11 protein-coding genes are annotated in these 14644 nt (G+C 67.0%); 9 read left to right on the forward strand and 2 right to left on the reverse strand.

Annotated elements, in window-relative coordinates; genetic code table 11:
- Nucleotides 1–87 precede the first annotated feature (87 nt).
- Nucleotides 88–1047, reverse strand: coding sequence for a Bug family tripartite tricarboxylate transporter substrate binding protein (locus tag ACX12L_RS16525; protein ID WP_459263544.1), 960 nt, complete (start codon nt 1045–1047; stop codon nt 88–90).
- A 142-nt stretch (nt 1048–1189) separates the two neighbouring features.
- Between ACX12L_RS16525 and ACX12L_RS16530 the strand changes: the two genes are divergently transcribed.
- The 4 genes from ACX12L_RS16530 to ACX12L_RS16545 all read left to right on the forward strand — a co-directional run bounded on the left by ACX12L_RS16530 (nt 1190) and on the right by ACX12L_RS16545 (nt 4410).
- Nucleotides 1190–1873, forward strand: a complete 684-nt coding sequence (locus ACX12L_RS16530; RefSeq protein ID WP_459263545.1) for a response regulator — start codon at nt 1190–1192, stop codon at nt 1871–1873.
- Nucleotides 1870–3288: a sensor histidine kinase gene (locus tag ACX12L_RS16535; protein ID WP_459263546.1), complete on the forward strand. Its 1419-nt coding sequence runs from the start codon at nt 1870–1872 to the stop codon at nt 3286–3288. Before ACX12L_RS16530 ends, ACX12L_RS16535 begins: the two co-directional genes overlap by 4 nt.
- Nucleotides 3285–3728, forward strand: a complete 444-nt coding sequence (locus tag ACX12L_RS16540) for an RNA-binding S4 domain-containing protein (RefSeq protein WP_459263547.1) — start codon at nt 3285–3287, stop codon at nt 3726–3728. The genes ACX12L_RS16535 and ACX12L_RS16540 overlap by 4 nt, the downstream gene beginning before the upstream one ends.
- Before the next feature lie 223 nt (nt 3729–3951).
- Nucleotides 3952–4410 (forward strand): CopD family protein, encoded by a 459-nt coding sequence (locus tag ACX12L_RS16545; RefSeq protein ID WP_459263590.1) that lies wholly within the window; start codon nt 3952–3954, stop codon nt 4408–4410.
- A 6-nt stretch (nt 4411–4416) separates the two neighbouring features.
- Here ACX12L_RS16545 and ACX12L_RS16550 read toward each other — a convergent pair whose 3' ends face one another.
- Nucleotides 4417–5550 carry a YybH family protein gene (locus ACX12L_RS16550; protein WP_459263548.1) on the reverse strand — a complete coding sequence of 378 codons (1134 nt, stop codon included), beginning with the start codon at nt 5548–5550 and terminating at the stop codon, nt 4417–4419.
- Between the two features lie 715 nt (nt 5551–6265).
- Here ACX12L_RS16550 and ACX12L_RS16555 point away from each other — a divergent pair.
- The 5 genes from ACX12L_RS16555 (at nt 6266) to ACX12L_RS16575 (ending at nt 14615) form a co-directional block, all read left to right on the forward strand.
- Nucleotides 6266–9028, forward strand: coding sequence for a hypothetical protein (locus ACX12L_RS16555; protein WP_459263549.1), 2763 nt, complete (start codon nt 6266–6268; stop codon nt 9026–9028).
- Nucleotides 9029–9106: 78 nt separating this feature from the next.
- On the forward strand, nt 9107–9637 hold the full coding sequence (gene pal / locus ACX12L_RS16560; protein ID WP_459263550.1) for a peptidoglycan-associated lipoprotein Pal: 531 nt from the start codon (nt 9107–9109) through the stop codon (nt 9635–9637).
- 134 nt (nt 9638–9771) lie between these two features.
- Complete coding sequence (locus tag ACX12L_RS16565; RefSeq protein WP_459263551.1) at nt 9772–11622, forward strand: peptidase domain-containing ABC transporter; 1851 nt, start codon at nt 9772–9774, stop codon at nt 11620–11622.
- Between the two features lie 15 nt (nt 11623–11637).
- Complete coding sequence (locus ACX12L_RS16570; RefSeq protein ID WP_459263552.1) at nt 11638–13005, forward strand: HlyD family type I secretion periplasmic adaptor subunit; 1368 nt, start codon at nt 11638–11640, stop codon at nt 13003–13005.
- Nucleotides 13005–14615 carry a TolC family protein gene (locus ACX12L_RS16575; RefSeq protein ID WP_459263553.1) on the forward strand — a complete coding sequence of 537 codons (1611 nt, stop codon included), beginning with the start codon at nt 13005–13007 and terminating at the stop codon, nt 14613–14615. The genes ACX12L_RS16570 and ACX12L_RS16575 overlap by 1 nt, the downstream gene beginning before the upstream one ends.
- Nucleotides 14616–14644: the final 29 nt, after the last annotated feature.

Here is a 14644-nt window from a genome sequence, read left to right on the forward strand (position 1 = left end):
TGAGACAAAACGCAGGAAACGCCCGCCGGTCGTGCGCCAGCAGCTATCAAAGCCGCAGCAACCTGGCCCGCGGGCGGCGCCGGACGGTCAGACCATGCCGGACTTGACCATGGTGGCGCGCAGGCTCGCGAACTCCTGGTCCACGAAGTTGGCGAACTCGTCGCCGGCCAGCCACGCGGGCGTCCAGTCGTTCTTCTGGATCGCCTCGGCCCAGGCCTTGCTCTTGACGGCCTTCTCCACCATGGCGGTCAGGGCCTTGCGCTGCTCGGCCGTGATGCCGGGCGCGCCGTACACGCCGCGCCAGTTGCCGATCTCCACGTTGATGCCCTGCTCCTTGAGCGTGGGGACATTCAGGCCCTTGAGGCGCTGGGGCGAGGTCACGCCGATGGGCTTCATCTTGCCCGCGGTGATGTACTCGGCGAACTCGCTGTAGCCGCTGCCGCCCACGGTCACGTTGCCGCCCAGGATGGCGGCCGTCGCCTCTCCGCCCCCGCGGAAGGCCACGTAGTTGATCCTGGCCGGGTCCACGCCCACCTCGCGCGCGATCATGGCCGCGGCGATGTGCTCGGTGGAGCCGCGCGAGCCGCCGCCCCACTTCACGCTGCCCGGGTCCTTCTTGAGCTGGGCCACCACGTCGGCCATGGTCTTGAAGGGCGAGTTGGCGGGCAGCACGAAGACGTTGTACTCGCTCGTCAGGCGCGCGATCGGCGTGGCCTGGCTCAGGTTCACCGGCGGCTTGCCGGTGATGATGCCGCCCAGCATCACCGCGCCCATCACCATCAGCGCGTTCGGGTCGCCCTTGCTGCCGTTGATGAACTGCGCCAGGCCGATGGCGCCGGCCGCGCCGCCCTTGTTGTCGTAGGTGACGCTGGAGGCCACGCCCGCGTCCTGCAGCGCCTTGCCCAGGGCGCGGCCCGTGGTGTCCCAGCCGCCGCCGGGGTTGGCGGGCAGCATCATCTTGATGGCCACTGCGGCCTGTGCCGACAGCGGCAGGCTGCCCGCGGCGGCCAGGGCCGCCAGGGATTTCAGGAAGGTGTCGCGACGCATACCGGTCTCCTTGCTTGTAAGAAAAGAACGACGAACGGCGCGATGATGCGCGGGCAAGCTGTCAAACGGCTGTCCGGGACACTAGGGATTACGCGCATTCCCGCAGCCCTTGCGCCCCTGCAAAACGGTTCTAATCGGGGCCATGCAACTGCTCCTGGTCGAAGACGACGCCACCATGCAGGCCACGCTGCAGCGCTCGCTCACGCGCCGCGGCATGGCCGTGACGGCACTCGCGGACGGGCGCGCCGCGCTCGCCGAATGGCGCGCGCACCCACCCGACGCCGTGGTGCTGGACCTCACCCTGCCCGGCCTGGACGGCCTGCAGGTGCTGGAGCAGGCGCGCGCGGCCGGCCTGCGCACGCCCGTGCTGCTGCTCACCGCGCGCGCCGCCGTGGGCGACCGCGTGCTGGGCCTGAACACCGGCGCCGACGACTACCTGCCCAAGCCCTTCGACCTGGACGAGCTGGAAGCGCGCCTGCGCGCCCTGGTGCGCCGCAGCGGCGACGCCATGGAAACCAAATCGGCCGCCAGCGCCCTGCTCATAGGCGCCATAAGCTATGAAAAAGAAAGCGGCATCATCTACGCGCACGGCGCGCCCATGGACCTCACGCCGCGCGAGCTGGCGCTGCTGCGCGCCCTGCTCGCGCAGCCCGGGCATGCCGTGACCAAGGAACGGCTGTACGAACTCGTCTTCCCGGGCCAGAGCGAAGTGCAGTACGAGGCCATCGAGGTCGTGGCCTACCGCCTGCGCAAGAAGCTCGCCGGCACGGGCGTGGTCCTGATGACGCTGCGCGGCCTGGGCTACCTGCTCAAACCCGAGGCATGACCCGCCAGAAATCGCTGCGCCGCCAGCTGCTCGTGGGCATCCTGCTGCCCATGCTGCTGTTCATCGCCGTCAACACCTACAGCCTGCACCGCCAGGCGCTGGCCGCGCTGCACACGGCCTACGACCGCACGCTGCTGGCCTCGGCCAAGATCATCAGCGAGCAGCTCGACGTGCGCGGCTGGGACGAACTGGCCGAGCTGCGCGCCACCGTGCCCTATGCGGCGCTGGAGGCATTCGAGGCCGACAACCAGAGCCGCATGTTCTACCGCGTCTCCAACCTGCACGGCGAGCTGGTCTCGGGCTTCGCCGATCTGCCCGTCTGGCGCGGCACCATCCCTGCCCGGCCGCCCTATGCCGCGCTGGTGGACTTCTACGACGATCAGTTCCGCGGCGCGCCCGTGCGCGTGGCCGTGCTGCTGCAGCCCGTGGCCAGCAGCGAAGGCCGGGGCATGGCCGTGATCCAGGTGGCCGAGACGCTGGAGCTGCGCGAGGCCGCCGCGCTGCAGATCCTGCGCACCACCCTCGCCCGGCAGGCGCTGCTGGTGGGCCTGATCGCGCTGCTCGTGGTGCTGGTGGTGCAGCGCGCCACCCGGCCCGTGCGCCAGCTCAGCGCCGACCTGCGCGCGCGCCCCGAGGGCGACCTGGCCCCCATCGCCGCCCCTGCCGCACCGCGCGAACTGCAGCCCCTGATCGACGCCACCAACGCCGTCATGCAGCGCCTGTCGCACCTGCTCGCGCACCAGCAGCGCTTCGTGCGCGACGCCTCGCACCAGCTGCGCACGCCGCTGGCCGTGCTCAAGGTGCAGGTGCAATCCGCGCTGCGCGGCGACACGCCCGCGCCGCAGGCGCTGCACGAGATCGGCGACACCGTGGACCGCGCCACGCAGCTCGCCAACCAGATGCTGGCCCTGGCCAAGGTGGAGCAGCTGCGCCAGCAGGGCGAGCAGGGCGAAGGGCCCGTCACGCGCCTGGACGCCGTGCTGCGCGAGATCGCGCTGGAGCTGTCGCCCCTCATCGCCCAGAGCGACCTGGATTTCGGCATCGACACCTGCGCCGCCCCCGTGCATGCGCACGAATGGATGCTGCGCGAGCTGTGCCGCAACCTGCTGCACAACGCCATCCGCCACACCCCGCCCGGCACCGAACTGGCCGTCACCCTGCGCGCGGACGGCCGCCACGCCGCCCTCACCATCGCCGACAACGGCCCCGGCATCGACGACGAACTGGCCGCGCGGCTGTTCCAGCCCTTCTCGGCCGGCGACGTGCGCGCCGGCTCCGGCCTGGGGCTGGCCATCTGCCGAGAAATCGTGCAGGCCCTGGGCGGCACCATCGCCCTGGCCAACCGCCGCGAAGGCGCCCGCGTGCTGGGACTGGACGCCATGGTGCGCCTGCCATTGGCGACAATCGCGCCATGACCCTCCCCCCCGAATCCATGCGCCTGGACAAATGGCTGTGGTGCGCCCGCTTCTACAAGACCCGCGCCCTGGCGGTCGAAGAAATTGGCAAGGGCCGCGTCACCGTCAACGCCCAGGCCGCCAAGGCCTCGCGCGAGCTGCGCCCCGGCGACACCGTGGCCCTGCGCCAGGGCCAGGTGCCGCGCACGGTGATCGTGCGGGCCTTGAGCAACTTCCGCGGCCCCGCGCCCGTGGCGCAGCAGCTCTACGAGGAAACGCCCGAAAGCATCGCCGCCCGCGCCCAGGCCGCCGAGGCCCGGCGCCTTGCCCCCGAGCCCGCGGCCAGCCTGCGCGAAGGACGGCCCACCAAGCGCGACCGGCGCAGCATGGACGAGCTGGAGCGCGGCTGGGGAGACCGCTGGAGCGCATCGCTGGACGATGATCCATCCGGGAAATTCTAGGTCTGCCTGAATGGGGCGAACCAGCGGCCCCGGCGTGGACGAGATGCTGCGCCTGGCCCGAGACCGGGGCCGCGCTGAGCAGCCTGGTGCAGGCCGCACGGACGCTGCGGGCAACGCATGCCCGCGCCGGTACGTGGAAAGCACCCCCTTGCGCGGCGAGGAATACCATGGGTGCGATGGCCGCGCCGCTGCACAATCGCGGGTTTCGCACCTGGCCCCGCTCATGCTCTACAACGCCCTCAAGCTCACCCACGTCCTGTCCATCATCGTGTGGATCGGCGGCATGGTCTTCGCCCATTTCTTCCTGCGGCCCGCGGCGCAGCGGCTCGAACCGCCGCAGCGCGTGCAACTGATGCACGACGTGCTGCAGCGCTTCCTGGGCGCGGTGGCCGTGGCCATCGTCGTCGTGCTGACCAGCGGGCTGGGCATGATAGGCGCCGTCAGCATCGGATCGGGCGGCGCCTTTTCCATGCCACTGGACTGGACCATCATGGCCACGCTGGGCCTGGTGATGATGGGCATCTTCGCCTACATCTACTTCGCGCTGCTCGGCCGGCTGGAGCAGGCCGTGGCCGGCTCGGACTGGCCTGCGGGCGGCCAGGCGCTGGGCAGCATCCGCGCCTGGGTGGGCGTGAACCTGCTCATCGGCGTGGCGATCGTGGTGCTGACCCTGCTGATGTAGTTCCGCTCAGGCCCCGGCTCCCTCGCGGACAATGCGCCAGTGGCCTTGCTCACGCTTGAACTCCAGGGTCTTGCGCATCATGGTCTTGAGTGCGCCGGCCGCGTAATGCTGGCGGAACTGCGCTGTGGCCCTGTCGCCATCCACAGACACCACCAGGTCCTGCAGGGAAACCGAAATCGAGGGCTTGCCCACAATGCGCTGGCGGCGTGTTTCCTTCCACGCTGAGAAACTGCTGCCATCGACTGGCGTGAAGCCCTCGCTGTAGGCACCCAGATAATGCTCCAGGTCTTTGGCCGCCCATGCCTCGGCCCAGGCATTGACGGCCGCTTCCACCTCGGCCGAGGATGTGGACTGCAGTGCCCGTTCCGACCTTTCGGGAGCGGGCTGCAGCGATTCACCGCCCGCGGGCGGCACCTCCTCCTGGCTTGCGGGCGCGCCACCTGCCTGGCCGGCCACGCCCCCAGGCCGGACCGCCTCGACCCTCGCAGCGGATTGCGCTCCGGCGACCAATGAAGCCAGGCGCTCAGATTTCGCCGCATCGGCCCGGGCGGCAGCAGGCTGCCGCTCCCCCGACGGCCTGGAGACAACCTGCGCGACCAGCGCCATTTTGACCTGAACGGCTTTGCGCGCCTCATCCAGTTGCAAGGCCTTCGCATAGGCGCCCGCAGCCATCCGCGCATACAGATCCCCCAGGTTTTCGTGGGCCGTCGCATAGCCTGGATTGGCACGGACAGCCTGTTCCAGAACCGCAACGGCCTCCCGCTCCTTTCCCTCTGCCGCATAAACCACGGCCAGGTTGTTATAGGGCTCCGGCAAGTCCGGGTAGTCACGGGTCAACCCCGAAAAAATCTCGATAGCCTGCTTGCTTTGCTTTTGCTCCGCAGCAATCACGCCTTGCATGAAGCGCATCTGCAAATCGCCAGGATCCTGCTTGAGATGGATCTCGGCCTGCTTCGCCGCCTGCGCAAGCCTTCCTTGCTCCAGCAGCCTGGCCACTTCGTCCAAAGTCTGCTGCGAAGCATGGGCAGGCGCGGCCTGAAGAACGGCACTCCAACAAATAGCCGTCAATGCCACAGCCCGGGAAAGCCGCGTACAAGTTGATACACGGAATTTAATCAGAGAACCAATCGACGTACCCATGATAATCCCTCAGTGAATCAATAGATGAATGGCATGCATTTAACCGAGTGAACGATTTTTTTATCTTCATGCACGGGAAGTATTTTCCGCATAACCCAATCTTGAATGGGATATATCAAACCGATGATTTCCAGGCAGTGCATGCCGGCTTGCCCCAGCGTGCGGCAGTTCGCTGGCAAGGGCCAGGACTTGCCGGGCCCGCCCGCCAAGTTCCCTGGCGGTAGCGAAAGCGCAGGCCGGTGCTCTCGCCGGGGTACCGAACCAGGCAAACCCATCGTGGACTGCGGAGCAGCAGGGGCCCATGGACTCCGCATGTCTTGCGGACGTTCAGGTTCGGCTCACGCCTACCAGACAGGAAGAGAGGCTCTGCATGACCTCCTTAACCAAAGGAACGGTTTTTTTCCGCATGCAAAGGTCCTGTTTATCTAGTAACTTTTTGATTCTATCACCGGAAATCCTTTCCCTCGGAAATCCTGACACCACCCAAAAAAGGTAACGGAACAAATACGAATCCGTTACGTAACACACACCAGGACACATTGACAACAATCAGAAACAAAAAGAGGGAATTCCTTATAGATCAATGAGTTACAGCGAAACGAACCCCTCCAGGGAACGCCAGAAGACTTGGCATGCATCTTGCTTTTTCGAAAACAAGCATGTGGCAATTTTCCACACAGGCTTCTGGCTTCTCAAATTTTTCTGGAGAGAGTAAGTGACGCTTCCCCAATCAACACAGGTTCCCAACAACGCCGCTGCCAACGCATCCTCGACTGAAGGAAAGATTGCGAGCGTTACGGTTGCACAGGCAGGGGCTCCGAGCCATTCATCGGCAGGCATGGCTTCGAAGGTCGGCTCTCCTGCAACGTTGTCGCAAGCATCTTCCGGGGTGCAGATTGTTCGCAACGGGGAAGTGCTGTCCGCGCAGGCCGGTAGCGCATTGCAGATCGGCGACAAGATCACGGTGCCGCCCGACGGCAATGCGCAGGCCCTGTTCAAAGGACCCGATGGAAAGATGCTGGTCGGCACTTTCCAAGGCGGCACGGAGGCCACTCTGACTTACCGCGGTACGGAGGAAGGCAACAACACCATGGTTCTGGACCTGGCGTCCGGCAACGTGGACATTGCCCCTGCCGAAGGCGACGATGCCATGGGCCTGATCGTCAGCAAGGAAACATCGGATGCCGCCGGCGCAGGGCTTGGCGACTATTTGCTCGCAGGGCTGCTGGGAGCGGGTGCCGGCGCACTGCTCGCATCGAGCCATAACAATGACGACGATGCCTTTCCCGGTGGTGGCACTGGCGGCGGCGGTACGGGCGGCGGCGGTACGGGCGGCGGCGGCACTGGTGGCGGCACTGGTGGCGGTACGGGCGGCGGCGGCACGGGCGGTGGCGGCACTGGCGGTGGCGGCACTGGCGGTGGCGGCACTGGCGGTGGCGGCACTGGCGGCGGTGGCACGGGCGGTGGCGGCACTGGCGGCGGCGGCACGGGCGGCGGCGGCACTGGCGGCGGTGGCACGGGCGGTGGTGGCACGGGCACCAATGGCCAGGAACTGCTGCAACCGGCCCAGCAACTTGCGACCTCCTTGCTCGATGGCCTGAGCAAGACGCTCGGCCTTGATCCCACCCAAACGGCTGCGCTCGAGGCCACGACCGGAGATCTGACACAAACCCTGAGCGATGCACTGGCGGGGCTCATGGGAGGCGAATTCGATCCCAATAATCCGAATGGCTTCGATCCTGCAGACACAGCCGTTCAAGATCTCGCCGACAAGCTGGCCGGCGTTCTGGATCCGGTACTCAAGGACATCTTCCCCAATGGAATGAGCCAGGAGCTCATGGACTCGCTGGGCCTGCAAGTGGACTACGCGACCGATGGCGTGAGCAATTTGTTGCAAGAGAGCTTCGTCGGCAACATGCTGGCCGGCCTGGGGCTGGGCAGCACGATGGACAACTTGCTGGACCAGGGCGGCCAACTGGACGCGCTGCTCACCCAACTGCTGGCAGACAACTCCCTGGCCGGGGGGCTGCTTGCCAGGGAAGGCCTGGTCGGCGGCATGCTGGCGGACGATGGCCTGGTGGGCAAGGCCCTGAACGAGAACGGCCTGGTCGGCCAATTGATGTCCAGCGACGGGCTCGTGGGCAGCCAGCTCGTGGAAGGCGGTCCGCTACAGGAATTGCTGAGCCAAATCCTGGCGGACGATACCCTGCTGGGCGACGTGCTGACCACCGTGCTGGGTAATGACAACACGCTGCTCAATGGACTCGTGGGCGAAAACGGCTCGGTCAACGGCCTGCTGCTCGATGACAGTGCCCTGCTTGCAACCCTGCTGGGTTCCCAGGGCCTGCTCGGCGGCGTTACCGATGCGTTGGGCGACGTACTCACCCCGCTGGCGACCGACCTGGGAGCAGGCCTTGGCCTGGACCAAGGGCAAATCGACCAGCTCGTCGCAAGCCTGCTGAACGACGACAACGGACTGGTCAGCAATCTTGCCACCGAGTTGCTGGGCGAGAACGGCACGCTGACGAACCTGCTGGGGCAGGATGGCCTGACGGGCGATGAAGTGCTGGGCAGCCTGCTGGCAGGCGATGGCCCGATCAGTGAATTGGTACAAGGCCTGGCAGGTCCGGACGGTCTTTTGACCGAACTGCTTGGGCAGGATGCCCTCACTGACACGCAATTGCAGCAGGTGCTCGGCTCTGATGGTCTGGTGGGTGGCCTGCTGGACGGCCTGCTGGGCCAGGACGGCGTGCTGACCGGCCTCCTGAGCTCCGATCTGTCGAACAGCGTTACCAATGACGGCCTGCTCGACAGCCTGCTGGGCTCGGACGGTGGCCTGCTGGATGGCCTGCTCGGGGGCCTGCTCGGGAGCGGCGCCGACAGTGGCAGCGGGCTGGGTGGCGCCGTGGGCGGTCTTCTGGATGGCTTGCTGGGCAGCGATGGCGCCGCGGGCGGGTTGCTGGGCGGCGGCAGCGGCGCAACGGGCAGCGGCCTGGGCGACACCGTGAGTGGTCTTCTGGATACCTTGCTGGGCAACCATGGCATCGCAGGCGGTTTGCTGGGCGGCGGCGACGGCGCCACGGGCGGCGGCCTGGGCGACGCCGTGGGTGGCGTCCTGGACACCGTGCTGGGCGGCGGCGACGGTGCCACGGGCGGAGGCCTGGGCGGCACCGCGGGAGGCGTGCTGGATACCGTGCTGGGCGGTGGCGACGGCGCCACGGGCGGAGGCCTGGGCGACACCGTGGGCGCCGTGCTGGATACCGTGCTGGGCGGCGGCGACGGCGCCACGGGCAGCGGCCTGGGCGACACCGTGGGCGCCGTGCTGGATACCGTGCTGGGCGGCGACGGCACCACAGGCAGCGGCCTGGGCGACACCGCGGATGCCCAGGACCCGATCGCCAGCCCCATCAGCACCGTGTCCAACGTCGTCGGTGATCTCGGATCCGTGGTCCAGCAAACGGTCAACCACCTGATCTGACGTCCCAAGGCCATCAACCTTCCCATGCCCCGCGCTTCCTCTGGAAGGGTAATGGGCATGGGGCTCAAAAGGATCTCAATGTTCAAGAATCACCGCCTCTGCATACCCCTGCTCCTGGCCCTGAGCCTGACGGGGTGCGCTACAGCGTTCAGGCATAGCACCCAGCGAGCCGAACACCACTATGTCTTTGGCAAACCGCCTGCTCCGGCCGCAGCACCGGCCAATTCCGGAGTCGCACCCGTAGAGGTGGTTTCCGCCGCTGGCAGGCATGGGCCCGAAAACACCGCGCACATCGTGTACTTCGACTTCGACGCCTACACCGTCCGCCCCAGCGACCAGGCAACCATTGCAAGCCATGCCCAATGGCTGCGCAACAACCCTCAGCGACAGCTGATGCTGCAAGGCCATACCGATGTGCGCGGCAGCACCGAATACAACCTGGCCCTCGGCCAGAAGCGCGCCGAGTCCGTACGCAAAAGCCTGCAATTGCTGGGTGTCGATCCCAGCCGGATGGATGCCGTCAGTTACGGCAAGGAACGACCGGCCGACCCAGGCAACAGCGAAAAGGCGCACCAGCGCAACCGCCGCGTGGAATTCGAGTACCGCTGAAGACGCACCGGCACCGCCCTCGAGCGCTGCATGAGCCTGGCCACGGACATCTCGTGGCGGCTTGCTGCGTGCTCTTCGGCCCCGGCTGGAAAACAGCAGTCCCATAGCCCAACAGTCCGCAGAGCCCCACCTCCATGCTTCGATACGTGCTTCCCCGTCAACTGGCATCCGCCGCGGCGACCCCGGCGGGCGCAGAGGCGAACAGCGCCCATGCCTCGGCGATCACGCAATCGTTCGAGCGTGCCCGCTCGCAGCTGCGCCAGGCGGGTTGGCTATCGCTGCCCATCGGGCTGCTGGGACTGCTTCCTTCGGTCTTCCTGCTTCAGGTCTACAACCGGGTCATCGCACGCGGTGGCAACGCCACGCTGATCGCCATGGTGGCTGGCGTGCTCTGCTTCCTGGGCCTGGAGTGGTGGCTGCGCCGCAAGCGCGCCCGCGCCCTGCGGGAAGCCGGCGCCATGGTGGACCGCGACGTCTCCCAGGCCCTGATGCACGCCATGCTGCGCCACCCCCTGACCACGCTGGAACGGCGGCCGGCCAGCCAATGGCTGCAACTGTTCCGCGACGTGAGTTCCATGCGCATCGGGATGTCGGGCGGCCTGGTGCTGTCCATCCTCGACCTGCCGCTTGCCCTGTTGGCCCTGATCTGCATCGGCATCATCGCCTGGCCCGTGCTGCCGGTGATCCTGGTGGCGATGGTCATATTGGGCGTGCTGGCCTGGTGGTGGGCGGACGAAGTGCGCAGCGGCCGCGTCGAGGAGATCAACCAGGCTCGCCAGCTCGACCGCAGTACCGCTGAGGTCTGCAATGCCCGCACCACGCTCAAGATACTCGGCTACGACGGCGCCGTGCTGCAATCCTGGCAAGCCGGCTACGACCGCTGGCTTACCGAGAGCTTCCGCAAGAACGGCGGCATGGAAGACGCGAGAGAAACCAGCCACGTGCTGCTCGCCATCTTTTCCATCGCGGTCATCACCGTCGGAGCCACAGCCATCAATGCCCAGTGGATGAGCATAGGCAGCCTCATGGCCGTCAATCTGCTGTCCAGCAAGGCCCTCAGCCCCATTGCCCAGCTTGCCGGCAACTGGCGTTCGATGGCCCGTGCCAACGAAGCCACCGAGCGCCTGCAGGCGGTCCTGCGAGAGCCCCTCGAAGCAGACTCCCAGGCCGTGCAATTGCCCCGCCCCCGCGGCCACTTCCGCCTCGAGCAGGTTTGTTTCCAGTACCCGGGCGGCGGCCCGGCCTCCCTGGAACAAGTCTCGCTGGACATCGGCCCAGGTGGGCTGCACGCCATCCTGGGGCGCAACGGCGCGGGCAAATCGACCCTGGCAAAACTTCTGGCCGGGCTTTACCAGCCAACCCAAGGCCGCATCTTCATAGACGAATACGACATGGCCCAGTTTCCGCGCAGCGACCTGGGCCAGTGGATAGGCTGCCTGGCCCAGCAGTCGTACTGGTTCGGCGGCCCCATCATCGACACACTTCGCATGGTCAACCCCAAGGCCAGCGACCAGCAACTGCTGGCAGCCAGCCAGCTCTCGGGCGCGCACGACTTCATCAGCCGCCTGCCCCGCGGCTACCAGACCGTGCTTGGCGAAGGTGGCGCCGGCCTGTCCGCGGGCGAATTGCGCAAACTGGCCCTGACCCAGCTCTTCCTGCGCGACCCCTCGGTCCTGATCCTGGACGAGCCCAGCAGCGACCTCGACCACGAAAGCGAAACCACGCTGCTGCAAACCCTCAAGCAGATCGCGCGCAAGCACACCGTCATCGTCATCACCCACTCGCTGCGCGTGGCTTCGGAAGCCCAGCACATCTACCACGTGCGCGGCGACGGCGGCATAGACAACGGCACGCCCAAGCAGATGCTGCCACGGCTGTTCAGCTCCCGCCAGCAGGCATCCACGGCATCTGACTCATTTGCAATAATTGATAAAATAACCGCTAAATCTGATTCAATTGACATAAAAAGCAAGTTCAATTGCTAAAAATACATGAGAACCATGCACGATAACGACCTGCCGCTGGTCCTGCGCCAGACGCAAGCCAGCGCGTCGGCATCTCATGCCGCACCAGCGCCGGACACGAGCCAGGGCGGCTCCAGCACCGGCGGCTGGCGCACGCTCGCCAGCAAGCGCAGCCTGCTGATCGGGGCGATTGCAGCCCTGGTGCTCACCGGCCTCTTCTACCCCGTGGAAAACGTCGTCACCGCCAGTGGCCGGATCATTCCCTCGGACCGCGTGCAGACCGTGCAGCATCTCGAAGGCGGCATCGTCACCTCCGTGCATGTGCGCGAAGGCCAGCGCGTTTCCCAGGGGCAGCCCCTGCTCGAAATCGACCTGGGCGGAGGCAGCCTCAACCTCGAACAGCTCACCGCGCGCCACGCCACGGCCCAGGCCGTCAAGACACGCCTGAGCGCCGAAAGCCAGGGCCGCCCGCTCAATACCAGCGACTTTCCCGCCGAATTGGACCCCCAGGTCGTGCAGGCGGAACTGGGAGCCTTCACCTCGCGCGCGCTCGAATACCAGGGCAGTACCGCATCCGCCCAGGCCCAGCTGCTGCAGGCCCGCGGCGACGTCGCTCAAACACAGGCCCGCATCCAGGGGCTCGAAACCAGCCTGCGCCTGCACCGGGAAGAAGCCGCCATCGCCCAGCAACTCGGGGCAGAGCAGCTCATCGGCCAGCTCGAAGTGATAGACAAGCAGCGCTCGCTCGAACAGGTTCGCGCCGAACTGGCGGCTGCGCGCCAAACCCTGGTAAGCAACCGCGCCAAGGTGGAGCAGGCACAAGCCAGGGTGCTCGAAACCGAGGGCGCCTTCCGGCGCCGGGCTTCCGAAGAGCTGGCCCAGACCGAGCGTGAACTGCTCAGCCTTGCCGAAGACCTGGCCCGCGCGCGCAATCAGCGCACCCGCACCGCCGTGCTCGCACCCACCGATGGCGTGGTCAAAGGCCTGCGCAGTTCCGGGGCGGGTTGGGTGGTCAAGCCCGGCGAACCGATTCTCGAAGTCGTTCCCGACACGGACGAAGTCCTCGTCGAAGCCCGCCTCAACCCCGCCGACCGGGGCTACGTGCACCCGGGCCAGGCCACCAAGGCCAAGATCAGCGCCTACGACTTCCTGCGCTACGGTTTCGTGTCCGGCCGGGTCACGCTGGTGGCCCCTGACGCCGACCACGACCCGAACCAGCCCGATGCTCCCACCTACTTCCGCATCCAGGCCAGCCTGGAACAGCCCTGGGTAGGGCGCCCCGACAACCGCATCACCACGGGCATGCAGGCCGAGCTCGATCTGCTGCTCGGGCACGAACCCTTCATCTGGTACCTGCTGCGGCCCGTGCTGCACATTCAGAGCGAGGCCTTCCGGGAGCCCTGATGATGCACGCACACATGCATGCGCTGCCCCGCGCCATCTCCGGAGGCAGGCCCCGCCAACTGTTTTCCACGGCATGGCTGCTTTGCGTGCTGCAGGCAGCCGCCGTCCCCGCGTCGGCCCAGCGCATCGACACAGCCACGGCCGCTGGCCTCCCGCAGCCGCAGCAGGCGAAACCGACGTTGCCGCAGCGTCCCGCGCTGCGGCTGGCGCGCGCCGTCTCGCCAGGCACGCTGGCCAGCAACCAGGCCAGCAAGCGGTTGCTCGAGGCGCTGCGGTCCATGCTCGCCGAGCACCCCGACGTCCTCAAGGCCCGCGCCGCGCTGGAATCGGCCGGACACGACCTCAACACTGCGCGCGGAGCCCGCTGGCCCACCTTCAAGGTAGGCACCTCTTCCGGCAGCACGCAACTCAAGCAAAGCGGCAGTTCCTACACGGCCCTCAACGCGGAAATGCGCATGAAGCTGCTCGACGGCGGCGCCATCGAAGCCGGCATACGCTCCGCGCAGCTACAGGAGGCGGCCCAGTCCACCATACTCGACGGCACGCGCCAGAACGTCCTGCTGGATGCCCTGACCGCCTTGCTGGAGCTGCAACGCCTGGACCACAAGGTCCGCGTCGCGGCCGACGCGGCGAACATCATCGGCCAACTGGCACGCGTAGAAGAACGCCGTGCCGAGCTGGGAGCCGTGGGCCGCAACGACCTGCGCCAGGCGGCATCGCGCCAGGCCGGAGCCCTGGCCCAGCAGCATGCACTGGAGTCCCAGCGCATGGACGCCCTGGCACGCTTCACACGCTATTTCAACTTCACGCCGGAAAGCACCTGGCTTCCTCGCCTGGAGATACCGGCGCAATGGATGCCCGCCAATGAGGGGGCGGCCCTGCAGGCCTCCGAAAACCACAGCCCCGAGCTGCAGGAAATCGCCCAGCAGATCGAACGCGCCAATGCCGAGGTCGACCGCAGCAAGGCACAGCGCTTTCCCACGCTATCGGCCGTCGTCGCCCGCACGCACGACCCCAAGGGCGTGCTGTATGCGGACGGCACGCGCTACGGCGTGGAGCTGAACTGGAATTTCGGCAACGGCTTCGAACTGCAGGACCGCATTCTCAAGGCCATCAACGAACTGCAGGCCAAGGAGGCCCAGCAGGAGGCCGTACGCCGCCAGGTGCGCGAAACCGCATCCGCAAGCTGGGGCCGCACGCAAGCAGGCCGCCAGCGCGAAACGCAGCTTGCCGATGCCGTGCGCGAGGCGCGCGCGGTCTTCGAGGGACGGAGGCGGCTGCTCGAAGTCGGGCGCGGAACCCTGGCTCAGGTGCTCGATGCCCAGCTCGACATGCAACGACTCATGCTCGACGAAGCCGACGCCATCTACGACCAGCGCACCAATGAATTGCGCCTGGTGCGCACCACCGGCCAATTGCTACCCAAGGACATGCCCGAACACTGGCTCGACCGCCTGTTCCTCAGCGCCCCCCCGCCCGTGCATGCACTGCAGGACACGGCACCGGCCCCGCTCGCGCAGCCGCTGCTCTTCACCCGAACACTGCAAGCCAGCCTCAAGGCCCCGCCATATCCCCTGGAGCAAAGCCATGCCAACCCGCGATCCTGGTAGCCGCCCGGCGTTCCGCCCCATTCAATCCA

The sequence above is a fragment of the Alicycliphilus sp. T452 genome, from assembly GCF_054512775.1.